Here is a 26,217-nt window from a genome sequence, read left to right on the forward strand (position 1 = left end):
GAATGCCTCAAGGGACGCTCCGCGTTCCGGCTCCGGCACACCGCAAGCAGGTGTGACGCAGAGCGTCACGGGCTGCATTCCCACGCGGGAGCGTGGGAACGATCAGCACAGACAGCCCACATTGGACAGTGTCACACCGCGCCCGCAGTCTGATAACGTGCGTCTATCGATTGCAGCCGGTATGCTTGGCTCGCAACTTCACGGACGCTCGCCATGACCCTCACAGAATTACGCTACATCGTGACCCTCGCCCAAGAGCAGCATTTTGGCCATGCGGCCGAGCGTTGCCATGTCAGCCAGCCGACGCTGTCGGTGGGGGTGAAAAAGCTGGAAGATGAACTCGGTGTGCTGATCTTCGAGCGCAGCAAGAGCGCCGTGCGCCTGACGCCGGTGGGCGAAGGCATCGTGGCCCAGGCGCAGAAAGTGCTTGAGCAGGCCCAGGGCATCCGCGAGCTAGCCCAGGCCGGCAAGAACCAGCTGACCGCTCCGTTGAAAGTCGGCGCCATCTACACCGTGGGCCCGTACCTGTTCCCGCACCTGATCCCACAACTGCACCGGGTCGCCCCGCAGATGCCGTTGTACATCGAAGAAAACTTCACCCATGTGCTGCGGGACAAGCTGCGCAACGGCGAGCTGGACGCGATCATCATCGCCCTGCCCTTCAACGAAGCCGACGTGCTGACCCTGCCGCTCTATGACGAGCCGTTCTACGTGCTGATGCCGGCGCAGCATCCCTGGACCCAGAAAAAGACCATCGATGCCGGCCTGCTCAACGACAAGAGCCTGCTGCTGCTCGGCGAGGGCCACTGTTTCCGCGATCAGGTGCTCGAAGCCTGCCCGACCCTGACCAAGGGTAGCGAAGGCGCCAAGCACACCACGGTGGAATCCAGCTCCCTGGAAACCATTCGCCATATGGTCGCGTCGGGCCTGGGCATTTCGATCCTGCCGCTGTCGGCGGTGGACAGCCACCACTACGCCCCTGGGGTGATCGAAGTCCGCCCGATGACGGCGCCCGTGCCGTTCCGCACCGTTGCCATTGCCTGGCGCGCCAGTTTCCCGCGGCCCAAGGCCATCGAGATCCTCGCTGACTCGATCCGCCTGTGTTCCGTGGCCAAGCCGCCTTCGGCCAAGTAATCCTCGACCATGACTGAGCTGTCCAAAGTACCGGTCACGACCCTCAAGGGTGTCGGTGAAGCCATGGCCGAGAAACTGGCCAAGGTCGGTCTGGAAAACCTCCAGGACGTGTTGTTCCACCTGCCGCTGCGTTACCAGGACCGCACCCGCGTGGTGCCCATCGGCCATTTGCGGCCGGGGCAGGACGCGGTGATCGAAGGCACCGTCAGTGGCGCCGACGTGGTCATGGGCCGCCGTCGCAGCCTGGTGGTGCGCCTGCAGGACGGTACCGGTGGGCTTAGCCTGCGCTTCTATCACTTCAGCAATGCACAAAAGGAAGGCCTCAAGCGTGGCACCCGCGTGCGTTGCTATGGCGAGGCGCGGCCCGGTGCGTCGGGGCTGGAGATCTACCACCCGGAATACCGCGCCATCACCGGCGATGAACCGCCACCGGTGGACGAAACCCTGACCCCGGTCTATCCGCTCACCGAAGGCCTGACCCAACAGCGCCTGCGCCAGCTCTGCCAGCAGACCCTGACCTTGTTGGGCCCCAGCAGCCTGCCCGACTGGCTGCCCAAGGAACTGGCCCGGGACTATCAACTGGCGCCGCTGGCAGATGCGATCCGTTACCTGCACCACCCGCCGGCCGATGCCGATGTCGAGGAACTGGCCCTCGGGCACCACTGGGCCCAGCACCGGCTGGCCTTCGAAGAACTGCTGACCCATCAACTGTCGCAACAACGCCTGCGTGAAAGCCTGCGTTCGCTGCGCGCCCCGGCCATGCCCAAGGCCCGGGATTTGCCGGCACGCTACCTGGCCAACCTGGGCTTCACGCCCACCGGTGCCCAGCAACGGGTCGGCAATGAAATCGCCTACGACCTGAGCCAACCCGAGCCGATGCTGCGGCTGATCCAGGGCGACGTGGGCGCCGGCAAGACCGTGGTCGCCGCCCTCGCTGCGCTCCAGGCCCTGGAAGCCGGTTACCAGGTGGCGCTGATGGCGCCCACCGAGATTCTGGCCGAGCAGCATTTCATTACCTTCCAGCGCTGGCTCGAACCCTTGGGCATCGAAGTCGCCTGGCTGGCCGGCAAGCTCAAGGGCAAGAACCGCACCGCCGCCCTGGCGCAGATCGCCGAAGGCACGCCGATGGTGGTGGGCACCCATGCGCTGTTCCAGGACGAAGTGCAGTTCAAGAACCTGGCCCTGGTGATCATCGACGAACAGCACCGCTTCGGCGTGCAACAGCGCCTGGCTCTGCGCCAGAAAGGCGTGGGCGGGCGCATGTGCCCGCATCAGCTGATCATGACCGCCACGCCGATTCCGCGAACCCTGGCCATGAGCGCCTACGCCGACCTCGACACTTCGATCCTCGACGAACTGCCCCCCGGGCGGACCCCGGTCAACACCGTGCTGGTCACCGACACCCGGCGGGTCGAGGTGATCGAACGGGTGCGCAGCGCCTGTGCCGAGGGGCGGCAGGCCTACTGGGTGTGCACGTTGATCGAAGAATCCGAAGAGCTGACCTGTCAGGCCGCCGAAACCACTTACGAAGACCTCACCGCCGCTCTCGGTGAGTTGAAGGTCGGGCTGATCCACGGCCGCATGAAACCCGCCGAGAAGGCCGCCGTCATGGCTGAATTCAAGGCCGGCGCCCTGCAATTGCTGGTCGCCACCACGGTGATCGAAGTCGGTGTGGATGTGCCCAATGCCAGCCTGATGATCATCGAAAACCCCGAGCGCCTGGGCCTCGCGCAACTGCACCAGCTACGCGGCCGGGTGGGCCGGGGCAGCGCCGCCAGCCACTGTGTGCTGCTGTATCACCCGCCGCTGTCGCAGATCGGCCGTCAGCGCCTGGGCATCATGCGCGAGACCAACGACGGCTTCGTCATCGCCGAAAAAGACCTCGAATTGCGCGGCCCCGGTGAAATGCTCGGCACGCGCCAGACCGGTCTGCTTCAATTCAAGGTAGCCGACCTGATGCGCGACGCCGATCTGCTTCCTGCGGTACGCGATGCCGCCCAGGCTCTGCTGGAACGCTGGCCCGACCACGTCAGCCCCCTGCTGGACCGCTGGCTGCGCCACGGGCAGCAATACGGCCAAGTGTGAGCACGCTCGCAGTTTCCGGGCGCATCTGTCTCGGCAAGCTGGTTATACTGCTGCACTTGTAGGAAAACGGATACAGACCATGACTGAAGCTGCCCTCGCCCCCGAAATCCCGCACGCTCCGTCAGTGATTCGGCAGTTGCTCGAGAAATTAGGCATCGGCTTTGACGAAGTGATCGAGCGACCGAGCCTGAACCCCGCCCGCAAGGTGCAGGCGGTTCTGCTGCACGATGCCGTCGGCGCACTCATGGTGCTGTTTCCACAAAGCCAGCTGCTGGACCTCAACCGCCTGGCCGAACTCACCGGCCGCAAACTCACGGCGGTACCGACCGAACGCCTGGAGCGCATGCTTGGCAAACACAGCCTGAGCCTGCTGCCCGGCCTGCCGGCACTGACCAGCTCGCCTTGCCTGTACGAAGAAAGCCTGCTGCGCGAGCCGAAGCTGTTGATCCATTCGGGCGAGCCAGGGGTGCTGCTGGAAGTCACCAGCGAAGCCTTCAAGAGCATGCTCACCAAGTCCAGCGCCGCAACGTTCGGCGAGTCCGTGAGCAATATCACCCCCAACCTGGACCGCCCGCACGACGACCGTGCGGAAATCACCCAGGCTGTGCAGGCCTTCACCGCGCGCCGGATCCAGCAACGGCTGGAAGAAACCATCGAGATTCCGCCACTGGCGGAAACCGCGCAGAAAATCATCAAGCTGCGGGTCGACCCCGACGCCACCATCGATGACATCACCGGTGTCGTCGAAACCGACCCGGCCCTGGCCGCGCAGGTGGTGAGCTGGGCCGCGTCGCCGTACTACGCCTCGCCGGGCAAGATCCGCTCGGTGGAAGACGCCATCGTCCGGGTGCTGGGTTTCGACCTGGTGATCAACCTGGCGCTGGGCCTGGCCCTGGGCAAGACCCTGAGCCTGCCCAAGGACCACCCGCAACACGCCACGCCGTACTGGCAGCAGTCGATCTACACCGCCGCCGTCATCGAAGGGCTGACCCGCGCCATGCCCCGTGCCCAGCGCCCGGAAGGCGGCCTGACGTACCTCTCCGGCCTGCTGCACAATTTCGGCTACTTGCTGCTGGCCCACGTGTTCCCACCGCACTTCTCGTTGATCTGCCGTCACCTGGAGGTCAACCCGCACCTGTGCCACAGCTACGTGGAACAGCACCTGCTGGGTATCAGCCGCGAACAGATCGGCGCCTGGCTGATGCGCTACTGGGACATGCCCGACGAACTGGCCACCGCCCTGCGCTTCCAGCACGACCCGAATTACGACGGCGAATATGCCGCCTACCCGAACCTGGTGTGCCTGGCCGTGCGCCTGCTGCGGGCTCGTAGCGTCGGCTCAGGCCCGGACGAAGAAATCCCCGATGCGCTGCTCGAACGTGTGGGCTTGACGCGGGAAAAGGCCAACGACGTGGTCAGCAAGGTGCTGGAAGCTGAAGTGTTGTTGCGGGAGTTGGCTTCGCAGTTTCATGGTTGAAGACCAGGCCGGGTCACTGCGTCACCAAGCTTTTGTGGCGAGGGAGCTTACTCCCTCGCCACAAATATTGACCTGCTTTTTCCTCGTGCCTCAAGCCAGATAACGAATCACCCAACCACCCGCTATACCAGGCGCGAAATCCGTTTCTACCCAATTTAATCCGCACTCAATGATCCGCCCGTCTGCCATCATGGTCATGTCCTGCATACTTTCAAACGTCACTTCCTCGTCGAAAACAGTAAAACCGTTGCCGTTGAACGTCGGATCCAGGGAGCCGTCAGGAAGAAGGCGCGCAGTCAGCACCTTCGCGTCTTCGGTGGCGAACCCGTTGCCGGTAGTTCCGGAGGCGATGATCGAACCATCCGCCTGCAATACACAACGCCACCATTCCATGCCTTGAGGCACCAACCTGGAGAACAATGGCTGCCCGCGGTTGAAGTTGAAATCGAAGAATCCACCCTCGGTTAGAACGAACATCATTCCATTGCGAGCACCATCGCGCATCGCGTCGCCTGCCGCAACAACGCTGCCGTCAGCCTCTCTTATTTCAATAGTCCTCAAGTGACTACCGATAGCGTTGCGAACGGTCACGGTCCCGCCATTGAAGCTTCTATCGAGGCGTCCCATGGCGTCGAAACGCGTCACATACACCCCTCCGCCATTCTGACCGGCTAAATAAAAAAGACCACCGACCAGCACCTTGCCATCCATCTGGACGGCCACAGCTTCGGTAAAGTTGTGCTCATAATCAATGCCTTCGAGTTCGATAATCGCAAAGCCTAGCTCGTTGAACGTGTAGTCGGTTGAACCATCGGAATTAAGACGCAGCACAATCCCTTTTATCTGGCCAGATTTGGTTGTAACTACGTGGGTTAAAAAGATCTTTCCATTCAATTGCTGTAGCGCCGTGGCTCCTTTATTACCCGAGGCTCGTGGCGCCCCCGTGGAGGGATCTTCGTCACTCGATTCAAGTGCCTCCCCGTCTAGCCCGACATAGCGGGGATTACCCATGGTGGCGTAAGGAACCAGGCGCACGCCTTTTTCTCCGAAGGATTCATCCAACTGCCAATCCTCGCGATAGCGCACGAGATAGAGGCCTGAATTGGGGCCCTTGGTGTACGAGCCCATCACCAGCCAGCCGCCATCGCTCAGTCTGTAGATGTTCCTGACATCCTGCCTGGGATCTTCTATGCCTATACGAATCTCAACGAGACCGGATCCGTTTCCACCAAAGTCAGTGTCGAGCGAACCATCCTCATTCAGTCTCGCTATCACGGTAGGGCTGCCGAGTCCTCCTGATAACTCCAGGCTGAGGAGTATTTGTTTATTGGGTAACGCCAGAATGGCTTGCGTATAGAAGCCAGATATTTCGGGTATCGGGAACTTCAATACCCCCTCATCGGCAAAACTCGGATCCAGAGTGCCTGCTGTTCCGGTGGGTGTTGGTTGAGTCATGGCCCGCGCTCCTGAGATGGTTGCCTCTTCATGGAGCGCTCAAACAGGCAATTTCGCACCTGTCAGGAATGACAGTTCAGACGACTGTTTGGCAATAAGGCACAGACCTGTTAGGCCACGCGATCACTCAAGCCAGATAGCGAATGATCCAGCTTCCACCGATCATGGGCGAACCTGGATGGTCCAGCCAGGCAAAACCGCCAACGACGATGCGTCCATCCGGCATCAGCGCCATATCCTCGACAGTCTCATGCTGTCCGTCTTCGTCAAAAAGCACAAAACCACCGCCACCGAAGGTGGGGTCCAGCGAACCATCAGCACGCAAACGCGCCGTCAGTGCTGACGCCCCCGCTTCAACCACTCCCCTGCCGGTCGTGCCCGCGACAAGGATGGAACCGTCTGCCTGCCACGCGCAGCGATGCCAGTCATGACCCTGAGGCACCAACCTGGAGAACAGTGGCTGGCCGCTATTGAACGAAAAATCGAAGAACCCACCGCTGGTTAATACGAACATCAGCCCATGGCGGTATTGGTCGCGCCATACATCCCCTGCAACAACAATCGCGCCATCGCTTTCTCTGAGCGCCATCGCATTGGCATAAATGGCATTGGAATCCGGAAGGGTCACAACGCCGACGCCGCCATTGAAACTGTTATCGAGACGTCCCGTTGCATCTAAACGCAGCACATAAACGCCTCGGGAAGCCGGGGCGTCTTGGATATATTCTCCGGAAACCAACACCTTGCCATCTGCTTGAATGAGAACATTTCTGACACTGATAGGGGTACGGACAGCCCCCGGGAGTTCGATCACCGCGAATCCAGTCCCGTTGAACGTGTCGTCATTCGAGCCATCCGGGTTAAGACGAAACACCGCCCATTGCCCTTGTGACGGGCCATCCTCTACCCAACTGGGCAGAACGATCTTTCCGTCCGGCTGCACAATCACAGAGACGTCACTGTTGCTCGAAGATTGCGCGGCCCCTGGGGAAATCGCCGGCCCATCGGCCATTTCTCCACCCGCTGACTCATTACGATACGGAAGCAAGCGCACACCGTCCTCGCCAAAGAGCGTATCCAGCCGCCCATCCTGCAAGTACCGCAATACATAGGCGCCGGCATGATCGATCGATGAAAATTGGCCGATCACCAGCCATCCACCGTCATTCAGGCCGCAGAGTTGGTAGACGTCCAGATCCGACCCTTTTTTGGAGAACTCCACCAGGCCTGTCCCGGCTTCGCCAAACCCCATATCGATGGTCCCATCCTCGTTCACTTTCCCCAGGCCGATAGCGGCGGGTTCTCTCGGTAGGTGCATGGCGATCAGCAGTTTGTTTTCGGCCAGCGGCAGGATGGCTTTCGTGTAATACCCGCTGAATTCGGCGGTCGGCAGCGTCAGCACGCCACCTTTGGCAAAGGTCGGGTCCAACGTACCCGCGCTTACAGGGCGAATGGATCGAGCCATGATTTTTGCTCCATCAACGTATCAAGCTTGATGAAGCGCCTAAACGAGCCGCCCCGCACCTGTAGGAAATGACAGGCGAACTGTCATTGGAGGCCAGATTTCCGGCCTATCAAGCCAAAGCACTCAAGCCTTGGGCTTGGCCTTCTTCGGCTTCAGATACCGCATCAGCCCCTGGAACCAGATCACCAGCGCCGGGTTGCCCTTGATCTGGATCGACTTGTCCTGGATCCCGTTCATGAACGCCAGTTGCTTGTTCTTGGCCTGCATCGTGGCGAAGCCGTAGGCGGCGTCCTTGAAGGCGATGGCGAAGGCCGGGTTAGGGTAAGTGCCGGAGTGGCTGGTGATGCGCTGATTTTTCACGGTGAAATGCCGGGCGACCTTGCCGTCCAGGGTTTGCAGCTGGAACACCAGCTCCTTGTCGCCCAATTGTTGCTGGAACGCTGGATTGGTGCGACTGGCCTTGCCCATCAAGAACCCCAGCATCCACAGCAGAAAACGAAATTTCATGGGCACAGCCTCTTCAGAAAAGATGAATGGCTGGCAGTTTAGCGATTCTTCGGCACAACGCCATCATCGAATCACGTTGGCGAGAGATGAATGGGTTTTCATGAAAGATGACTACCAAGTCACGGCAAAGCGCCGAAAGATTTCTTTTTCGCCCCGTCCTGTCCAAGGCGCCTGGCAGAACGCGTAGCCAGGCTGAGCGAGGGACTTGCTCCCTCGCCACGAACCGGCCCGGCTCCCGGGGCCGTAACGTTGAACAGATCGAAGGTGGGCGTCCGGCTTATTGAGCAAAAATGCAGACAGGCACCGTACAAGCCCCTTTCTGGCCCGTCACGGTGATGTATTTGATGGGGGTAGGGCTGTTATCCGGGAGCAAGATATTGATAGGAACCTCAGGATAACTTTCGCTGTTATAACTCTGCGTAGGCTCGACCTTCTGAGACAGACCTTTCTGGCTGACCACGATGGCGATCTTACTTCTATTCCAGACCTGCGCCGTGGTGGTGGCTACAGCAGCTGCGTCCGAAGCCGGAACGGCCGCTTTAGGCACCGCGTCCTGGGTGGCGGGCTCGGGAGTTGGCACTATGGCTGCCGCCGTCTCGGCGTTCGTAGGCTGCATGGAAAACGCTAGAAACAAGGCTGCAACGTGGATCGAATGCTTGATGGCCATTTTTCCGGGTGTCCTTGTAAAGTGCCAATGTGCGAAACCAGCGCCCTTTCCTGCAAATACGCTTCTTTTGACGCATGACTGTCATTCAACAATCAATGCAGATGGGTGTCACCTGTAGTAACTGACAGGTCGCCATCTCTGGTTTTCGCGAAAGATGCCTGAAAGATCGCAGCCTCCGGCAGCTCCTACATCGGTTTCTGTAGGAGCCGCCGGAGGCTGCGATCCTTTGATCCCTTGCCCCTGCCAAACCCTCGGATATTTCCTTCAAAACGTCGGGCTGTTCATGAACTAGGCAGTGGGCCAAGGCATCGATAATCTTTGTCCGTCATCGCAAAAAACGGTGACACGGACGTGCAAGTCCGTCTCAGGGCGCATTCGTTTATGGCTATTCGTCGAGCATTTTTCTATGCTCGCAGGCTTTTATGGCGGCTGCGCGTGGGAGACCTTCGGGTCTGCCGGGTTCCTGAGACCGGTCTTGCACACCTACGCACAGCCGCCACCCCTTTCGAGTGCAAACGAAGGGTGTCGGCTCCACCTCTCAGGATATTCACTATGTTCAAAGTAACTCCGAATCCGCCGAACCCGGCAAAGTCCCGCGTCGAAGCCCTCGAAGCCAAAAAACACGAAGACGCCGCCACCCGCGCCCTCGATTACTACCTCACCCCCCCACCCTCCCCGCCTGAAGCCGACAAGCACCAGCTCTTCATCGTCGCCCCCCACATCGACACCGAAACCCTGCTGGCCAATGCCTCCGAAGACCTGCAATCGATCAGCACCATCGCTGCCGACCTGGCCGATGACGTCGACGACTCACGCCGCTGCATCGCCCTGGCGATCAGTCGCATGGCCGATGGGGTTCAGTTGTTGGTGGAACGGGCGCTGGATCGTCTGGAAGCGCAGGAGACGGCGGCGCTGGGAGGCAAGGGGTAAGTCAGCCAGCCTTGATGCAAGCCGGGCCGCCGCCATCGCGAGCAGGCTCGCTCCCACAATGGGATCGGGTACAGCCGCAAGAGACAGGTCAGCTATAAGACCGCCGCGCTTTTGCTTTTGCTTTGCTTTTGATCTTCGGGCCCCATTAACCACGACGGCCGAACGCAGGCATTGCGTAGTGGGCAACCCGGCATGGATGCCGGGTTAGCCGCGCTGGGCCATGGATGGCCCTTCGCGGCGGGCCCACGGAGCAATGCCGGAGTGAGGGAACACCTCGCCTTGGCGAGGTGCCGAGTGGTGGGGCCAAGACCTTTTGGTCACTTTTGGGGCGTTTGCCAAAAGTGACTCGGCGTAAGGCCGAAACCATAAGTAGCCGTTACCGCGGCAATGGATATGTACAGTCCATACAGATAGGCCGTCTGTCAGGCCGCCATCGCGAGCAGGCTCGCTCCCACAAGGGAATCGGGGATGACGAGATACTGCGGCCAACACAAAACAACTGTGGGAGCGAGCCCGCTCGCGATGACGAAGGATCAGTCGACATTGAAGCCAACTGAACCACCGCCATCGCGAGCAGGCTCGCTCCCACAGGGTTTATGCAGCGATCAAATGATCAGCAGCAATCACTCAATCAAACATTCGGGCAAGGAACCGGTGCCCAGTCGCCCAGGTCCGGGTTTTTGCACATGCTGTTGACTTGGGTGTTGCCAGCGCTGGCGACCTGCTTGCTCTCATCCTGCTTGGCCTTGGCGGTCTGCAGGGTTTTCTCGGTGGTGACCGCTTCTTTCGGCACGGTTGGCAGCACAGGCTTTTTCGCCGGTTTCACGGCTTTCTTGGTCTTGGTGGTCGGCGCTACAACTGGAGTAGTTTCGGCGGTTGCCACGGTGACCACGTCAGTGCGCTGCACACCCACTTGCTGCAGGTCTTTCTCGTAGGCCTGGGTGTAGTTGTTCAGGTCTTCGGAGGCTTTGCCGTTGACCGCGACGATCAGGTCGTTGGACTCTTTCAGGCCGGCGACGATTTCCGCCAGGCGCTTGCGGCCTTCGGTGTCGTTGACGGTCTTGGCCTTGCGGTCGGCGACGAGTTTGGTGAACGCGCTCTGGTAGCACTGCTGCGAAGCCTTGGCGTAGGCGGTGCTGCGGTCGATGTCGCCGACACGCTTGTTGACGTCGGCGGCGTAGGAGGCGATGCGCTGGTTGTCATCGGCGATCTGCTTCTGGCGCTCGTTGTAGTAACCCACTGCACCACCGGCCAGGGCGCCGCCTGCGGCACCGATGGCGGCGTTGCGGCCACGGTCTTCCTTGTCGGCGGTCAGGGCACCCAGCAGCGCACCACCGACGGCACCGACGGCGGCACCGGTGACGACCGACTGGGTCATGTTGCCTTCGGTGGCGCGCAGGTGCTGCACGGGCTCGTAGCAGTTAGGGTAGTACTCGACCTTGGTGCTCGACGCGACCTTGGATGTCGGCGACGTCGCGCAACCGGTCAGTACGGTGCTGAAGCCGACAGCGACCATCAGCAAGTGACGCTTGGAAACCGAAGCAGAAGGTTTACGGGAGAAAAGCATAGTTGTGTTCTCTTTTAAGTTTTGACCAACCCAGCACGGCCCGACGCCGCCTGGGTTCCCTCCAAGCTTGCTAACACTGAGCGCTCAAGACCGCAGGGCGCTCGTTGCCAGCAATTCCTTCAATATCGCCGCCGGATCGGCTCGTTTTTGTTGACGATAATCCCCGACATGACGAACGAATAAGGTCGCGCGCGCCACCAGGCTCTTACCCAGCACCGGCTTGCGCTCCATCTCCTCCTTGATGCGTTGAAACTGCGCCTGGATCACGGCATCGGTGTAACGCGTGCCGGTCGCCAGGTTGTCGATATAGATCGCCACCGCACCATCCAGCGCGCTGCGGCCGTTGTCGATGGCCGTGGCGAACAGCTGCGCGCTGGCATCGTCCTTGGCGTCCACCGCCGTCTGGTAACTGCGTTGCAGATTGGTCAGGCGGATGTTGTAGTTGTTGACGGTCTCGGCCACCAGGGCCGCCGACTGGATCAGGTTGCCGGCCGCTTCCTCGCGCTGCTGGGCGATGAGCGAGACGTTGCGCTTGAGCTCTTCGTTGACCAGCCCCAGTTCGGCTTGCAGGCGTGGGTCAACGCTGGCGGCGATGATGCTGTCCAGGCGCTTGGTCGGATCCTGGGCGTCGTCGATGGCATCGGTCAGGGACGCGAGGCGCCCTTCTTTCTGCCATTGCGCGAACAATTCCTTGTAGCGCGAACGCGGCGCCGACAATGCGCCGACGGCCACTCGGAAACCGGTGGTTTCGTTGCTCTGCTCGGTGCCGTCGGCAGCGAACAAGGGGTATTCGCGACGCATGCCGGTGAACAGCGTGCCCTCGCCTTCCAGGTAGTTACCGCCCTTGACCACGAAACCGCCGTAGGCGCCCTGGCGTCGTCCGGAATGCACCAGTTGGAAGGATTCCTGGACCATCTCGGCCGCATTGCCGATCACGTCGAACAGGCCGATGGGATTCGGTAGCTTGGTGCCGATGGGCATCAGTCGCGCCGCCTGGCCCGTGCCGCCGGCCACTTGGTTGAACACCGCCCAATCGGCTAATGGTCCGTCGCTTTCACTGCCTTCCAGGCGCCGTGGGAACAGGCGCCCTTCCAGGTCCTGGCGGCTGACGGCCTGCCCGCCACGGGCGGCGAATTCCCATTCGACTTCGGTGGGCAGGCGCACGAAGCCCAGCCCGCCGTCTTCGGCGGAGGTGCCGCGGCCGCTCACCGGCAGCAGGTCCTTGTGGTATTTCATCAGCCAGGCGCTGTACACCGCCGAGAAGCGCTCGGCCTCGAACTTCGACAGTTTCACCTTGGGCAAGCGCCCGGCCATGCCCTGAGGAAGCTCGGCTTGCAAGGCTTCGCAGGCCGGCGCGGGTTCGCCGCTGGCCAGGGACTGCGCCTGGGCCATGACCTGGGCGTACTGCCGCGCCGTGACTTCGTATTTGCCGATGAAATACAGCATCGGCTTGAGCGGCGTCTGGGCGTCGGTCTTGGGCATCGACGGTGCGATGGCCTTGTTCCAGTCCTTGGGCAGGTCCTTGAGGGTGAACTGACCGTTGATGAAGTCGCGCCGGTAGCCGGAAATGAACGACTGCTGGTAGCCGGCCTCGCCCTCACTGAACGGGTAGCCCAGGCTGATCTCGCGGTCGTCCAGGGTGCCCTGGGCGAGGATGTAGACGTAGCGGAACACCATCTGCCCGTCACACGGCAGCGGCAGGCTGACGTCATCGGGCAACGGCTTGGGGTTGTCCAGCTTGTCGCTGCCTTCATCGGCGCTGGCGATGTTGCTCAGAGCGGCCAGACTGGCCAGGCTCAGCGCCACGGCGGCGCCCAGTAACTTATACATCACGGATTCCTTCAGAGGCCTGGATGCGCGCTACCCGCCAGCCGCCACAGGCCGCCGCCACGGCGCTGACGCCGAGCACGGCCACCAGGGCCAGGGTGTAGTGACGCAGCAGCAGATGGCTGGCGTACTCGCCCGGCATCTGCGCAAATAAATGATTCAGACCCGACTGCGCCAAGCCGTATAGCCCGACACTCAGCAGAGCCGCGAGGCCGGCGCTGTACAGCGCCTGCAACACCACGAACAGCAACAGCGCGGCGGTGGACACCCCCAGCAGGCGCAGCACCGACAGCTCCCGCCGCTTGCGCTCGACCGCTGCCAGCGCCCCGGCAAAAATCGCCGCGAACGCCCCCGCCAACGCCAACCCGGCGATGATCCAGAACACGATCGACAGGTTGCGGCTCAACGATTGCACTTGTGCGATGGTCTGGGCCTGGGTCGATACCAACAGATTCTGCGCCGCGAAATACTGCCGCAGCGGCTCCACATCGCCGAGGCTGCGGGCGTACAAGCGAAACGCCGGATAGACACGCTGCCCGGCCACCCCCGCCGCATCACCCGGCCAGCCGAACGCAGGCACCGCACGCCCGTCGCGGTAGTCCTCGGCCGCTTCCAGCAGGGCCAGCGGCGCGAACAACCCATCGCGGGCGAAGGCTTCCAGCGGCAGCACGTGCAGCACCCGGACCCGGGTCCGTTGCGCCTCACTGCGACCGGCCACTTGTCGACCGAAACTGGCCTGTAACCAATCGCCAGCCTTGGCGCCAAGTTTCTCGGCAGCGGTCTGGCTGAGCACCACCTCGTCCAGCCCTTGGGGTAACGGCAGGTGCTCGAGCAACGGGTCGTTGGCGGCGGTGGGGATCATCTCGACGGTCACGGCCGCCGTCGCGTTGTTCAGATCCGCCGTCGCGGCGATCTGCCGGGTGCGCGGCAAGGCGAACGACACATCGCTGCGCTGGCCCAATTGTTCGATGAACTCGGCGCTGAAGCGGCCACCGCCCAGGGGAATGATTTCCCGGGTGGCCGGGTCGCTCTGCAGGCGCTCGGTCAGGCTGCTGACCAGGCCGAATTTCAGCCCGAACAGCACCAGCAACGGCGCCACCACCGCCACCAACGCCAACACCGAGCAGGCCGACAGCCAGGCGTCGTTGCGATAGTCCTGCCAGGCCAGGGAAGCCACCAGCGCGCTGCGCATCAGCAAGCCTCCCCAAGGGTGGCGGTGACACCGCCGTCGACATCGCGACGGCAACTGATGCGCCGCACCTGCAAGCCGCTGGCGCGGGCCAGGGCTTCATCATGAGTGGCAACCACGCAGCACACGCCGCTATCGCGGGCCTGGGTCACTAGCAATTGCATGACGCGCTCGGCGTTCAACGGGTCGAGGGCCGCCGTCGGCTCATCCGCCAGCAGCAGCCGCGGAGCGTGGGCCAAGGCCCGGGCACAACTGACCCGCTGGCGCTGGCCGACGGACAGGTCCGCCGGTTTCTTGTCCAGTTGATCGGCAATATCCAGTTGCCCGGCCAGGCGCGCCACACTGCCGTCGTCCTTCAAGCCGAGCAGTTTGCGCGACAACTCGATGTTGCCACGCACCGTCAGGAACCCGAGCAAACCACCGGTTTGCAGCACATAGCCCAGGTGCCGGCTGCGCAGCTGCGCCAGCTCACTTTGCTCGGCGCCGCGCCACAGGCGGGCGATGTCCAGCGTTGTATTGGCAGGGGCAAACTCGAACTGCCCGGCCTGATCCGGAGCCAGCACCAACGCCAGCATGTCCAGCAAGGTGCTCTTGCCGCAACCGCTGGGGCCGACCAGCGCCAATTGCTCACCGGCACGCAGCTGCAGCCGTGGGATCACCAGGCTGTAGCGCTGGCTGCCGGCGCCCCGGCTTTTATGCACCGCACTCAGGCTCAGCATCATGGCAAGGTCGACAATGGAACGCGGTACAGGGCGTCGCCCGGCTCGGCATCGCCGAAGCGCACCCAGTTGGCGAGGTCGTTGTGGAAGGTTTCGTAGAGGCGGATTTTCGAATCCAGCTCGTCGATGAAATCTTCCTGCTCGGCCACGCTCAAGGACAACCACAGGTCCTGGGTCATGCTCAGCGACTTGCTGCGGTAAGGAAGCCCTTCCAGGTACTCGCCGAGGATGCCGCCGTCGGCAAGGTTGCCGCCCTTGCGCAAGGCCGAGGGGTCGCGGCTCATGTAGGCACTGGCACTGGCGATTTCCTGGAAGAAATCCTTGGGCGAGCTCTGGGTCTTGCGGGCCGCGTCGACGATCAGTTTCAGCGATTGTTGCAGGTCGTTGAGCTGCAGCTTGGTCAGCATCACGCAGACCTGGAACGCCGGCAGCGCCGGGTTGGTCAGGTCGCGGTCGGCGGTCCAGGCGCTGACCAGTTGCGGTGCCTGGCTGGCGGCCTTGCGCCCGAGGAAATCCATGTGCATGGCATAACCGACCGCCGCCGATTTGTCGGCCAGGCTCGGCGCGGCGCCCAATTGCGGAACCGCCTGCGCCTTGTTGCTGCGCACCTGGTGCACTAGGTCGGCGAATACCGAGCCGATCTCGTCCACCCGCTCGCCCAGCTTGTGCACATCCGCGCCGGCGACGGGAATGTACAGGTCACCGATCTGCGGGTTGGCGTCGGCGGTCAGGGTGCGGTACTGGCTCTGGGCACCGGCGTGGGTTTTCTTGCCGGCGTCGCTGAGCAGGTGCAGGGCGTAGATCTTGATCTGCTTGCCCAGCGCCGCCTGACGCACCTCGGCCTCGTTCATCTGCGTGGTGGCAAACGGATCGTTCTTGCGCAAGGCACCGGCATCGGTAATCAGCAGGATCAGGCGCCCGCCATAACCGGACCAGTCCATGCCCTCGACCGCTTCCATGACCCCGGCAAACGCATCCTCGTTGAACGAATGGCTCGACACCGTAGACGCCTTGACCTGCCGCGCAAGGTCCAGGAAGCGTTGCGGGTCGCGGCCCTGCTCCAGGGTGATCAGGGTCTTGGCGACGTATTCCAGGCCCGGGGTTTTCTTGGTGCTGTTGCGGAACCCCACCAGGCCGAAGCTGACACTGTCCAGCTCTCCACGCTCAGCGATGCGGGTCTGCAGCTCATGGACCACGTCGCGCACCTGATCGATGTAAGGCTGCATGGACACCGTGGTGTCCACCACCAGCACCACGGCGGTGCGGAACGCATCGGCGTTGGCGGTCAGGATCGGCGTGTTGTTGGCCGCTGCCCGGGGCGTGTTGCCGGGATCGATGGACGCCACGTTGAGCAACTGCACCGGCTGGCCATTCTCATCGAAGCTCTCGCGGGAATCGAAGATTGGCAACAGGTAGAACTGGTTTTGCGGCACGGCGCTGGCGGCCGGCTCCAGGGCCAGCACCTGCTGGTTATCCTCGCGGTTCTGCTGCGCCTTGAGCAGTACGTTCTTGGCATTCGACGGGTTGGCCAGCAGTTTTTCCACTTCGCCGGGCTGACGCAGGAACATCACCGGCGCGCGGCCGGAGCGTTCGGTGAACTTGAGCACCAGGCTCTGTTTCCAATCGCTGACCTGGGCAGCCGGCAACCAGCCGTCGCTGCGCCCATCCGTGGCGGCGCCGACCCGCACCCACGCGCCGCCATTGACGTCTTTGCGCTGGTACACGTACAGCACCGAGAACGCCGGCAGCTCCTTGCCCGGCGCGGCGCCCGGTTCGGCGGCAAGTTTCGCCCCCGGTTTGCTGAGCACTCGCTGGAACAGGGTTTTCTTGCCGGCCATCAACAGCGGACGCTGACCGCCATCGGCTTCCGTCGCCACGGGAGGATTGACCGGCGGTGCCACGGGCGGCTTGGCCGGTGGCGTCTCAGGGTTCTTTACCGGAGGCGTTTCAGGCGCTTTCACCGGCGGTTTGCTGGACGAGGCAGTGGATGTAACGGACTGCTTGGTGGTCTTGCCGCTGTCACCGGACAACCACCAATACCCCGTTCCACCCAAGGCCAACGCCACCGCCACCGCGACGGCGGCAAGGGCGAACACCGGGGTCTTGCGCGGCTGCGGGGCGGCAGGTCGCTGGGGTGGGCTCACCGGTGGCGGGACTGGCGTCGGTTGTGGCTTCGGTTGCGATTGGGGCTGCACGGGGCCGCTCGGGATGTCGATGGACATCGGCGTCAATCCCGCCAGGTCATCACGGCTCGATGGCGGCGGCACGGGCAGCGGCAATGGTCGGATCAGGGTCGCCTCGGCCGAGTCCGCGGGCAGGTTATCCAGGGCCCGCAACAGCGCTGCCGCATCCGGGAAGCGTTCCGCCGGGTCCTTCGCCAACAGCTTGCGCAGCACGTCCTGGTAACGGCCGTGGTGCACCGGCAGTTCCGGCAGCGGTTCGGTCAAGTGGGCCAGGGCCGTGGACAGTGCATCGTTGCCGATATACGGCAGCTTGCCGACGAGAATTTCGTAGAGCACAACTCCCAGGGCATACAGGTCGGCGCGGCCGTCGATGTCCTGGCCACGGGCCTGTTCCGGGCTCATGTAGCTGGGCGTGCCCACCGCGAAACCGGCCTGGGTGAATTGTGTGCGGTCGTCCAGGGACTTGGCGATGCCGAAGTCCGAGAGCACCGCCGTGCCGTCGGCGCGGAAAAGGATGTTCGCCGGTTTGACGTCGCGGTGCACCAGGCCCAGCCCATGGGCGTAGCCCAGGGCCGAGGCGATCTGGCGAATGTAGATCAGGCCCTGCTCCGGCGACAGGCCGGCGGCGATGCGCTCCTTGAGCGTGCCGTTGGGCAGGTATTCCATCGCCATGTAGTACAGCTCACCGACATTGCCGATGTCATGGATGGTGACGGTGTGCGGGTGCGACAGGCGCGCCAGGGTCTTGCCTTCGCGCAGGAAGCGCTCGCAGAACGTCGGGTCGGCGGCCAGTGCGGCCGCCATGACCTTGAGCGCCACCTTGCGCTCCAGGGAGCGCTGGGTCGCCAGGTAAACGCTGGCCATCGCGCCTTCGCCAATCTCGCCGTCGATGTCGTAGCCGGGGATCTGGATGTTCAAAACGGGGTTCATGACGGCACCTTCACAACCACCACGGTGATGTTGTCCGGGGCACCGCGCATCAGGCCCAGGGAGACCAGGCTGCTGGCGATTTCGCCGGGTTCGTCGTGGCTCAACACTTCGCGGATTTCTTCGTCTTCGACGGTCTTGGTCAGCCCGTCACTGCACAGCAGGTAGCTGTCGCCCGGCACCAACAGCAGCTCGGTCATCGCCACGTTCAACTGCGCCTCGACGCCGATGGCGCGGGTGACGATGTTGGCCCGAGGATGCACCCGGGCTTCGGCTTCGCTGAGCAGGCCGCTGTCCTGCAGGTCCTGGACGTAGCTGTGATCCCGGGAGATGCCTTCCAGCACGCCGTCGCGCAGGCGGTACAAGCGGCTGTCGCCGGCCCACAGGCACATGCCGCGCAGGTCACGGGCGGCGAGTACCACTACGGTGCTGCCCATCATGGTCACGCCACGGTTGGCGGTTTCTTCACGCACGGCAGCGTTGACCCGCTGCAGGTCGCTTTGCAGCGCCGCGACGTATTCGTCCAACGAACGGCCCACGGCAATGTTGCGCAGGCTGTCGACGATCAGGCTGCTGACGTAGTCGCCCGCCGCGTGCCCGCCCATGCCGTCGGCGACCACCCACAGGCCGTTTTCCGGCAGGTCCAGGCACGCGTCTTCGTTGACCTGGCGGACCATGCCGACATGGCTTTTGCTTGCAGATTTGCAGGCTTTCCCAGCACTTGGACGCATCTACACAACACCTTCTTGGCCGAGCAAAAATTGCGCAAAATCAGCAGCGGCCGGCAGGCCCTGGCAGCGCATCAAACCGGGCGCGATACGCTCCGAACCCTGGCCCCACCACAGGCTCGCCCCCTCGCAGGCCGACTCGGCCAGGGCGCTCATGCGTCGCTGCGGGTCGGTGGCATCGAAGCGATGCAGACTGGCAAACCGGCTGCTGGGCAGCCGTGGCAGAAACATCGGGCTGCCAAGGTTTTCCAGTTCCGCGCCGAAGGCCTCGAACGTGGCCTCTACGCTCAATGTGCTCAGCAGCAGGTTCTCCACCCGCTCAAACCACTCGTCCGCACCGCCGACCACCGACGCGGGGTCTGCATCGGGCTCCAGCAACACCGCAACGGTCAACGGAAAATAGCGCCCGACCCGGTCGATGCTCGGCATCACCACCCCAACCGCAGCGTCCGGCCCACACACGCCGGGGGCGACCATGAAGCGCCACAGCGGGCTAACCAGATAGGCATCCAGCCAACGCTCGCCGAGGCTGGTCTGGCTGGCGAGCAATCCCGCCGCCAACCACGAGTCCCACGGACCGATAAAGCTCTGGGGCAAGCCACGGCTGACAAAATCCCCGCGACTGGCCAACTTTCCATAGAAACCCGCTGTACTCATAGCCGCTCCGGCAGGCTGAAGCCGCTGAGCACGCGGCTCTTGAACGGGTTGAAGGCACTGTTGGCCCGCAGCTCGTAGGACGCGCTGGCGTTATCGACCCGCAGCCGCAGGTTGAAGCGGTCCGGCGAGTTGCCGGCGGTCAGGTCCGATTGCTCCAGCAGCCGGAACCAGGCCCACGGCCCGTCCAGGGTGATGCCGGAGCGACCGCTGGAGGACGGCGGCATGACCGAGATCCGCACCACGCCGATGCTGCCCGGGTTAGGCCACTGCATGGCGGTCGGGCGACTCGGGCCGTGGTCGTAGCTCAACTGTTGGCCGTCCAGGTCGAGCAGGAACTGGGTGATGGTCGAATCCATTGCCACCGGCTTGAGTTCGAAGCGCACCATCGGCTGGGTGCCGCCGGAACGGAAGAACGCATCGCGAATGGCCGCCGCGCGCTGGAAGGTCTGCAGCACGCCAGGGGCAATGCCGAGCTTCTGCGCCGCGCCCGGCTGCCAGCGCCAGGTCGGCGTGGACGTGTCGACGTAGGGTTGCAGGTACTTGCGGAAGTAGTTGTCCATCACCCCGCCGACGCCGAAGAACTGGCCGAAGTCATCGAGGGTCGCGTCCCGCGCACTGCCTGGCGACATCGGATAACGCCCGGCCAGGGATTGGCGGTAGATGTTCACCACTTCGCTGGTCCAGGCGGCGTTCAGTTGATTGCGCACCCCGCCCATCATGCTGTTGGTGGTGGAATTGACCACTGACTTGACCAGCCCTTGCACCAACGGCGGCTGCCGCTCGGCGTTGAGACTGACCCGGGTGGCGGCCGCCGCGGCCTGGTTCTTGGCCTCGCCGAGCAAGGCATCACCGCTGGCTCCGACCATGGCACTGACCTGAACATACAGCGCGTTCATGTCGGCCAGCAGGCCATCGATGGCGGCCGGTTCACCGTCGTTCTTGCTGACGATGCTGTTGAGCTCGGCAAAGTGCGCCGTGATCGGGTCATCGCTGGCCTGCGGCGCGCTTTGCGTCGCCTGCTCCTGGCCGAGCAAGCTGCCCAGGCGTTCCTTGAGCTTGTCCACCCCGCCTTCCACCGGCGCGCCCTGGGCGGCCAGCAGGCGTTCGTCCTGTTGCAGGTCGGTTTCCTTCGCCACCGCCACCAACAGTTTTTTCAACGGCGAGGTCGGCCCGGAGATCACCCGCAACACATCGGCAGCCTGGGCCACGCTGGTGATCGGCACGAAATCGATGTCGGCGAGCAAGGCATCCCATTGCCGCTGATAGTCCTGGAAGTACAACCGGCGCACATCGGCGGCCAGGCTGGCAACGTTCTGCTGATCGGCCTCTTCGTGACCCAGCACCCATTGCTCTTCAGCCAGGGTGCCGGTCTGGCTCAGGCTGGTGAGCAAGAAGCCCTGGCGGTAACCCTTGACGGTGAAGAACCCGCTCAGCGGCTCGCCCAACGGCTTGCCGCTCTTGCGGCTGAACACCAGCGCGGCATCACGCCCGGCGGCTTCGTTGATGCGGAAGTCCGGGATGCCTTCGGGCAGTTTCTGCCGCTTGATCCGGTCGTAGACACGCTGGGCCACGGGCAGTTGTTGCAACTGGCGGCGCAGGTCTTCGATCAGCCGTGGGTCCAGCCGTGCGGTAGGCGGGTGCCGTTCGAACAGCGCTTGCAGATGCTCGCTCAGGGCCAGCCGTTGTTCGGCCGGCAAGTCACGGGGCAGGCTGCGATCCCAATCCAGGGCGATCCAGGCCTTGATGAAGTCGGCGTCGTAATGCTCGTTGTCGGCGAGCATCAGGTAGGCCTTCAAGCCTTCGTAGAGGAAATCCGAATTGCCGCCGCTGTGCAGTTGCTCTTCGATGCGCGTCAGCAGGCGCGGCGCGAACACCGCGATCAGCAACTTGCGATAGACGCTGCCGGACTCGGCTTCCAGCATGTCGCCCTGGTACAGGCCCAGGCCCTCGGCCCAATCCGGCGCATCCCCGGCCAGGTGTTTCACGGCGTTGAGCAACGGCAGCACCGCGAGCACATCACGCTGTGCCGGGCTGAGGTTTTGCACAGTCTGGCCCAGGGGCGCGACCTTCTGGTCGACCTGGGCGATGTAGGCCTGGTTGGCGCGATAACTGACCCACCACAAGGTGCCGACCACCAACACCACCAGCACGGTGGAGGCCAATACGCCCCGGGCGATCCATTTGCGCCGACGCTCGACTTTCGGGTCGACGCCCACCAGACCACGCTCGGCGAAGGCCACGGCGGTGAAGAGTTTTTCGATGAAGTAGCTGCGCCCGGTGCCGGTCTGGCGCGCCAGGTGCTGGCGGTCCAGGTTCATGCTCTGGGCCATGGAGCCGATCAGTCGGTCGATCGGGCTACCTTCCTGGGTGCCGCTGGTGAAATACACACCGCGCAGCAGTACGCGCTCTTCGAAGGCGTTGGGCTTGAACACGCCTTCGAGGAAGCTTTGCAGACAATCCTTCAACGCCCCGAACTGCTGCGGGAAACCGTAGATCAGATCTCGCCGCGCCGGGTCGCGTTCCTGTTGCAGGCGTTCCACCAGACGGTCGTTGAGGCGTTGCTCCAGGCCGGTGAACTCACTTTGCAGGTGCGCCAGCGGGCTGTCGTTGCTCTTGCCGTCGTCGAGGGCGAAGGTCATGCCCCAGACCTGGGCGCGCTCTTCCTTGCTCAGGGTGTCGAAATACTCCATGAACCCGGGCACCAGATCGAGCTTGGTCAGCATCAGGTAGACCGGGAAGCGCACGCCCAGTTGGGTGTACAACTCCTGGATGCGCAGGCGGATCGCCGCGGCATGGGCGGCGCGCTCGGCGTCGCTGCCCAGCAGCAGGTCGGACAGGCTGATGGCGATGAACGCACCGTCAATCGGACGCCGGGCCCGCTGCTTTTTCAGCAGGCCGAGGAAGCCCAGCCAGGCGGCCTTGTCGATGGCCGCGTCGCTGTCCTGGGTGGTATAGCGTCCGGCAGTGTCGAGCAGGACGGCCTGATCGGTGAACCACCAATCGCAATTGCGCGTACCACCGACGCCACGCACCGCGCCGGCGCCCAACTGGGCGGCCAACGGGAAATGCAGTCCGGAGTTGACCAACGCGGTGGTCTTGCCCGAACCGGGCGGACCGATGATCACGTACCACGGCAGCTCGTAGAGGTTACGGCGCTCGTCACCGCCCAGCTTGGCCTTCTTCAAGAGTGCCAGGGCTTCGTCCATGCGCTGGCGCAGGGTTTCGAGTTCTTCGGCGGTGGCGATGCTGGTGGGGTCGGGCGGCGTCTGCTCGGCCAGGCTGCGCATGACTTCGGCGGCCTGACGACGGGCCTGGATGATGCGGAACACGCGGTAGGCGATCCACACCGCGAACACCAGGATGATCAACGCCCAGCGCCGGCCTTCGGGCACCAGCCAGTCCAGCAGCGGGCCGACGAACCAGATGATCAGGCTCAGGGCAATCAGCCCCAGCAATGGGATGACCCAGCGGATCATGAAACTGAAAAACGCCTTCACTCGACTCCCTCCGCCAATACGGTGATTTCAACCCGACGGTTGCGTGCACGCCCTTCCGTGGTGGCGTTGGACGCCAGTGGTTCAGTGTCGCTGCGGCCTTCGGCGCTGAAGCGCTCGGGCTGGCCGGTCTTGGCCGACAGGATCTGCAGCACCGACTGCGCCCGCGCTTCGGACAACGCCCAGTTGGACGGGAAGCGCAACGTGGCAATCGGACGATTGTCGCTGTGGCCGGTCACCAGGACCTGGCCCTTGACCTTGCGCACCGCATCGGCGATGCGCAGCATCAACGGTTCGAAATCGTCCTTGATGCTGGCGCTGCCCGAGGCGAACAGTTCGTCGCCACGGATGGTCACCACCGAACGGTCGACGGCGTCCTCCACCGCGATCCGGCCGGCCCTGATTTCATCAGCCAGGAAACCGGCCAGCCGTGGTCGCTCGACTACCTTCGGCTGCACCACAGGACGGTCGATGGTCTGCACCGGAATTTCGCCGAGGAAATGAATGTTCTTGAACACCGGTTCGGCATCGGAGGCGAGTTTCATGCGCAGGCCGAACAACAGCGCCAGGAGCAAGGCCGCGCCGATGGCCACGGCGATCCACGGCGGCATGAATTGCGCCAGGCGGTCGCGGGCCACGGTGACGCCGCGCCAGTGTGGCGACAACTCGCGCTCGTAGTCGCCACGGGCACTGCGGATCACCGCACTGGTGCGTTCGCGCAACGCTTCGAGTTGGCTGCGACCGTCGTTCATCACCCGGTAGCGCCCCTCGAAACCGAGGCACATGCACAGGTACAACAGCTCCAGCAGGTACAAGCGTTCCCGCGGACTTTGCAGGCAATGCTCCAGCAACTGGAAGACTTTCTCGCCGCCCCAGGCTTCGTTGTGCACAGTGATCAGCAGGCTCTGCTTGCCCCAGTCACTGGTGCCGCCCCAGGGGGTGCTCAACACCGCTTCATCCAACGCGGTGCACAAGGCATAGCGAGCCAGCAGCACGTCGTTGCGCACCACACCGGCAGCCTCGGCGCGCTCCTCGAACTGGCGCAGATAGGCCAGCAACTGCGCACGCAGGCTGGCCGGTGCCGGATGCGCGATGGTATTGCGCAGGCGCGTCAGCAGGGCCAGCAGCGGGCCGGCGGCGCTTTCCAGCGGATTGAGGCCCTGGGCCTTGCCGGTCAGGACCGGCGCGGCCGGCATCGACAGCGGCGCGGGTGCGGGCTGAGGGCGACCGGCATCCGGGCGGAACGGATCCGCGCCACGGCCACCGGGCGTTGGCATGAACTGGGTACGATCGTCGTTGCTCATCGCGAATTATCCTCGGATCGCCCAGAACGCCAGGTTCAGCCCTGGGAACTGGCCGGCGATGTGGAACGCAAAGCCGCCGGAGTTGCTCAGCTGCTGCCAGTGGTCGCTGCCCCGGTCGAGTTCGTAATAGGTGGAACCGGCGTGGTACGGAAGCTGACGCGGCGCCACCGGCAACGGCAGCAGGCCGATGCCCGGCAATTGCAGGTTGACCAGGTCACGGATGTGCTCCACCGACCCGACCTTGCTTTGCTGGCCGAAGCGGCTGCGCAGGGTTTCGGCAGGAACGTCGGCACGCACCACCAGGATGAAACTGGCGCTGTCGAGCAGGGTCTTGTCGGCCAGCATCGCCACGTGGATGCCATAGGCTTTTTCCACGATCGGAATCGGTGTGGCCTTGCTGTCGATCAACATCGACAAAGCCTCGCGCAACGCCTGCATCACCGGTGTGAAGCTCAGCACCAGGTCATCATGCTGGTAGGCCGGGTATTCCTGCGGTCGTCGTCCGGACGCGGTGAAGGTGGAGAACTCTCCGGCCAATGCCACCAGCTCGCTGTAGAACCGCTCGGGGTGCAGCGGGCTCAACTGGCTCAGGTGCTGGACCAGCGGTTGAGCGCGGTTGACCAGCTGCAGCAGCATGAAGTCGGCAATCTCCGAAGCGCCACCGGCGCCGGACGCCACCACCCGTCCGGCGAGGGCTTCACCACGTTGATGGAGCAGGCCCAGCAGTTCGCTGCGAAACGCCGCCAGCGGCTTGGAGGCGACCACATCCAGCAGCGGCGGGATGTAGGTGTCGTCGAGCACCAGGGCGCGGTCGGCGCGTTTCTCCTTGATGCGCACCACGCCGACGGCGGCGTAGTCGCCAATGCCGTCCTGGGCGGTCAGCAAGCGCAAGGCCCGGGAGCCCACGGCCACCGGCGCACGGTTTTCGAACGGTGCGTTGTCGTCGCGCACTTCACACACCTGGCTGACGTAACGCGCGGCACCCAGGGCTTCACCTTCATCCACGGTGTCACGGGCACCGGCGCGCTTGAGCGGCAGGGCCAGGTACACCAGGCCATCGCGCAGATTGTCGTCGATGTTCAGCGGGGTCGGTGCCACGTCATCCTGGGGAATGTTGAAGGGCGTACCATCCGGCAACAGGCCCCGCGCCGAAATGATCGCCAGCTTGCCCTGGGCCAGCAGGCCCTGGTCGATGAGCAATTCGGAAAAGCCCCAGGCGCCGGCCGACAAGGGCCGGCTGCGTGCGTCGATGAGGTTTTCCAGGTAACGGTCGTGCTGTTGGAAGTGCTGCGTTCCGATGAACATGCCTTCCGACCAGACCACGCGATTGTTCCAGGACATGGGGGCTCCGATTGCTTATTGGGCAGGGCTGGATGGGGGAACGACGACGTCGCTGCGCACGGCGCGCACATCGAGGCTGATCTGGTATTCGGTGTAGGTGCGCGGCGGCACATTCAACACCGTGCGCCACAGCGACTGATCCAGTTCGCGGTAGCCCACCAAGATGCCGATGTGGCGGGTCGACGGGTCGAGGTCGCGTTGCAGGCTCAGTTGCTGACCGGGCTGGATCAGCACTTCGTCCTGATCGATCAGATCGGCGCCCAGCGTCGCCTGGGCCCGTTCGGCCAGGGCGAAATAATCGGAGCGGCCGAAGGTCGCCGCATTTTTCAATTCGAAAATCCGCACCCGCACCGGGGCCGGCTGGCCGGTGGCACCGGGGTTGAGACCGTTGATGGCATGGAAGTGCAGCTCGACGGCGGCGGTATCGGCCTCAGCCTCCTCGGGCTGGGGTTTGGCTGCATCCTTGGCGCACGCCGTCAACAGAAGCGCGGTGGCAACTGCGAGTAAAAACCTGGGAATCATCCTGCGTCCTCAATGACGTTTGAGCTATCCGTTGTTTGA

At 63.4% G+C, this 26,217-nt stretch carries 19 protein-coding genes; 4 read left to right on the forward strand and 15 right to left on the reverse strand.

What is annotated here, in order from left to right; translation table 11 throughout:
* Positions 1-213: 213 nt before the first annotated feature.
* From CGA22_RS06260 to CGA22_RS06270, 3 genes are all read left to right on the forward strand, one after another.
* Entirely contained in the window at positions 214-1,134 is a 921-nt protein-coding gene (locus CGA22_RS06260; protein ID WP_041024076.1) for a hydrogen peroxide-inducible genes activator, read from the forward strand.
* 9 nt (positions 1,135-1,143) lie between these two features.
* Positions 1,144-3,219, forward strand: a complete 2,076-nt coding sequence (recG, locus tag CGA22_RS06265; protein WP_041024077.1) for an ATP-dependent DNA helicase RecG — start codon at positions 1,144-1,146, stop codon at positions 3,217-3,219.
* Positions 3,220-3,298: 79 nt separating this feature from the next.
* Entirely contained in the window at positions 3,299-4,696 is a 1,398-nt protein-coding gene (locus CGA22_RS06270) for an aminoacyl-tRNA deacylase and HDOD domain-containing protein (protein ID WP_041024078.1), read from the forward strand.
* Between the two features lie 90 nt (positions 4,697-4,786).
* On the opposite strand, the gene CGA22_RS06275 is transcribed toward CGA22_RS06270, so the two are convergent.
* From CGA22_RS06275 to CGA22_RS06290, 4 genes are all read right to left on the reverse strand, one after another.
* Positions 4,787-6,151, reverse strand: a complete 1,365-nt coding sequence (locus tag CGA22_RS06275; protein ID WP_052435179.1) for a delta-60 repeat domain-containing protein — start codon at positions 6,149-6,151, stop codon at positions 4,787-4,789.
* 127 nt (positions 6,152-6,278) lie between these two features.
* Positions 6,279-7,616, reverse strand: a complete 1,338-nt coding sequence (locus tag CGA22_RS06280; RefSeq protein WP_041021309.1) for a hypothetical protein — start codon at positions 7,614-7,616, stop codon at positions 6,279-6,281.
* Between the two features lie 123 nt (positions 7,617-7,739).
* The gene (locus tag CGA22_RS06285) at positions 7,740-8,123 is read right to left on the reverse strand and encodes a hypothetical protein (RefSeq protein WP_041021310.1); all 384 of its coding nucleotides are present in this window, start codon (positions 8,121-8,123) and stop codon (positions 7,740-7,742) included.
* Between the two features lie 277 nt (positions 8,124-8,400).
* Entirely contained in the window at positions 8,401-8,790 is a 390-nt protein-coding gene (locus CGA22_RS06290; RefSeq protein ID WP_052435091.1) for a hypothetical protein, read from the reverse strand.
* A 552-nt stretch (positions 8,791-9,342) separates the two neighbouring features.
* On the opposite strand from CGA22_RS06290, the gene CGA22_RS06295 reads away from it, so the two are divergent.
* Complete coding sequence (locus tag CGA22_RS06295) at positions 9,343-9,720, forward strand: DUF6124 family protein (RefSeq protein WP_041021311.1); 378 nt, start codon at positions 9,343-9,345, stop codon at positions 9,718-9,720.
* A gap of 631 nt (positions 9,721-10,351) precedes the next feature.
* On the opposite strand, the gene tagQ is transcribed toward CGA22_RS06295, so the two are convergent.
* From tagQ to tssJ, 11 genes are all read right to left on the reverse strand, one after another.
* Positions 10,352-11,287: a type VI secretion system-associated lipoprotein TagQ gene (gene tagQ, locus CGA22_RS06300; RefSeq protein ID WP_041021312.1), complete on the reverse strand. Its 936-nt coding sequence runs from the start codon at positions 11,285-11,287 to the stop codon at positions 10,352-10,354.
* Between the two features lie 84 nt (positions 11,288-11,371).
* A complete protein-coding gene (locus tag CGA22_RS06305; protein ID WP_041021313.1) occupies positions 11,372-13,117 on the reverse strand; it encodes a formylglycine-generating enzyme family protein in 1,746 nt (581 codons plus the stop codon).
* Positions 13,110-14,306, reverse strand: a complete 1,197-nt coding sequence (locus CGA22_RS06310; protein ID WP_041021314.1) for an ABC transporter permease — start codon at positions 14,304-14,306, stop codon at positions 13,110-13,112. The genes CGA22_RS06305 and CGA22_RS06310 overlap by 8 nt, the downstream gene beginning before the upstream one ends.
* Positions 14,306-15,022, reverse strand: a complete 717-nt coding sequence (locus tag CGA22_RS06315) for an ABC transporter ATP-binding protein (RefSeq protein ID WP_041021317.1) — start codon at positions 15,020-15,022, stop codon at positions 14,306-14,308. The genes CGA22_RS06310 and CGA22_RS06315 overlap by 1 nt, the downstream gene beginning before the upstream one ends.
* Positions 15,022-18,135 carry a serine/threonine-protein kinase gene (locus CGA22_RS06320; protein WP_188258515.1) on the reverse strand — a complete coding sequence of 1,038 codons (3,114 nt, stop codon included), beginning with the start codon at positions 18,133-18,135 and terminating at the stop codon, positions 15,022-15,024. The genes CGA22_RS06315 and CGA22_RS06320 overlap by 1 nt, the downstream gene beginning before the upstream one ends.
* Positions 18,132-18,863, reverse strand: a complete 732-nt coding sequence (locus CGA22_RS06325) for a PP2C family protein-serine/threonine phosphatase (protein WP_041020901.1) — start codon at positions 18,861-18,863, stop codon at positions 18,132-18,134. The genes CGA22_RS06320 and CGA22_RS06325 overlap by 4 nt, the downstream gene beginning before the upstream one ends.
* Positions 18,864-19,517 carry a type VI secretion system-associated protein TagF gene (gene tagF / locus CGA22_RS06330; RefSeq protein WP_041020902.1) on the reverse strand — a complete coding sequence of 218 codons (654 nt, stop codon included), beginning with the start codon at positions 19,515-19,517 and terminating at the stop codon, positions 18,864-18,866.
* Positions 19,514-23,014: a type VI secretion system membrane subunit TssM gene (tssM, locus tag CGA22_RS06335; RefSeq protein WP_041020903.1), complete on the reverse strand. Its 3,501-nt coding sequence runs from the start codon at positions 23,012-23,014 to the stop codon at positions 19,514-19,516. The genes tagF and tssM overlap by 4 nt, the downstream gene beginning before the upstream one ends.
* Positions 23,011-24,315, reverse strand: coding sequence for a DotU family type VI secretion system protein (locus CGA22_RS06340; protein WP_041020904.1), 1,305 nt, complete (start codon positions 24,313-24,315; stop codon positions 23,011-23,013). The genes tssM and CGA22_RS06340 overlap by 4 nt, the downstream gene beginning before the upstream one ends.
* 6 nt (positions 24,316-24,321) lie before the next feature.
* Positions 24,322-25,656 carry a type VI secretion system baseplate subunit TssK gene (gene tssK, locus CGA22_RS06345; RefSeq protein WP_041020905.1) on the reverse strand — a complete coding sequence of 445 codons (1,335 nt, stop codon included), beginning with the start codon at positions 25,654-25,656 and terminating at the stop codon, positions 24,322-24,324.
* A 15-nt stretch (positions 25,657-25,671) separates the two neighbouring features.
* Positions 25,672-26,178, reverse strand: a complete 507-nt coding sequence (gene tssJ, locus CGA22_RS06350) for a type VI secretion system lipoprotein TssJ (RefSeq protein WP_041020906.1) — start codon at positions 26,176-26,178, stop codon at positions 25,672-25,674.
* Between the last annotated feature and the right edge of the window lie 39 nt (positions 26,179-26,217).

Source organism: Pseudomonas sp. PSB18 (genome assembly GCF_014596565.1).
GTDB lineage: Bacteria > Pseudomonadota > Gammaproteobacteria > Pseudomonadales > Pseudomonadaceae > Aquipseudomonas.

Bases quoted from the DNA above. Each gene is read 5' to 3' on its own strand.
- CGA22_RS06260 (WP_041024076.1), top strand. From the start codon at position 214: ATGACCCTCACAGAATTACGCTACATCGTGACCCTCGCCCAAGAGCAG.
- recG (WP_041024077.1), top strand. From the start codon at position 1,144: ATGACTGAGCTGTCCAAAGTACCGGTCACGACCCTCAAGGGTGTCGGT.
- CGA22_RS06270 (WP_041024078.1), top strand. From the start codon at position 3,299: ATGACTGAAGCTGCCCTCGCCCCCGAAATCCCGCACGCTCCGTCAGTG.
- CGA22_RS06275 (WP_052435179.1), bottom strand. From the start codon at position 6,151: ATGACTCAACCAACACCCACCGGAACAGCAGGCACTCTGGATCCGAGT.
- CGA22_RS06280 (WP_041021309.1), bottom strand. From the start codon at position 7,616: ATGGCTCGATCCATTCGCCCTGTAAGCGCGGGTACGTTGGACCCGACC.
- CGA22_RS06285 (WP_041021310.1), bottom strand. From the start codon at position 8,123: ATGAAATTTCGTTTTCTGCTGTGGATGCTGGGGTTCTTGATGGGCAAG.
- CGA22_RS06290 (WP_052435091.1), bottom strand. From the start codon at position 8,790: ATGGCCATCAAGCATTCGATCCACGTTGCAGCCTTGTTTCTAGCGTTT.
- CGA22_RS06295 (WP_041021311.1), top strand. From the start codon at position 9,343: ATGTTCAAAGTAACTCCGAATCCGCCGAACCCGGCAAAGTCCCGCGTC.
- tagQ (WP_041021312.1), bottom strand. From the start codon at position 11,287: ATGCTTTTCTCCCGTAAACCTTCTGCTTCGGTTTCCAAGCGTCACTTG.
- CGA22_RS06305 (WP_041021313.1), bottom strand. From the start codon at position 13,117: ATGTATAAGTTACTGGGCGCCGCCGTGGCGCTGAGCCTGGCCAGTCTG.
- CGA22_RS06310 (WP_041021314.1), bottom strand. From the start codon at position 14,306: ATGCGCAGCGCGCTGGTGGCTTCCCTGGCCTGGCAGGACTATCGCAAC.
- CGA22_RS06315 (WP_041021317.1), bottom strand. From the start codon at position 15,022: ATGCTGAGCCTGAGTGCGGTGCATAAAAGCCGGGGCGCCGGCAGCCAG.
- CGA22_RS06320 (WP_188258515.1), bottom strand. From the start codon at position 18,135: ATGAACCCCGTTTTGAACATCCAGATCCCCGGCTACGACATCGACGGC.
- CGA22_RS06325 (WP_041020901.1), bottom strand. From the start codon at position 18,863: ATGCGTCCAAGTGCTGGGAAAGCCTGCAAATCTGCAAGCAAAAGCCAT.
- tagF (WP_041020902.1), bottom strand. From the start codon at position 19,517: ATGAGTACAGCGGGTTTCTATGGAAAGTTGGCCAGTCGCGGGGATTTT.
- CGA22_RS06340 (WP_041020904.1), bottom strand. From the start codon at position 24,315: ATGAGCAACGACGATCGTACCCAGTTCATGCCAACGCCCGGTGGCCGT.
- tssK (WP_041020905.1), bottom strand. From the start codon at position 25,656: ATGTCCTGGAACAATCGCGTGGTCTGGTCGGAAGGCATGTTCATCGGA.
- tssJ (WP_041020906.1), bottom strand. From the start codon at position 26,178: ATGATTCCCAGGTTTTTACTCGCAGTTGCCACCGCGCTTCTGTTGACG.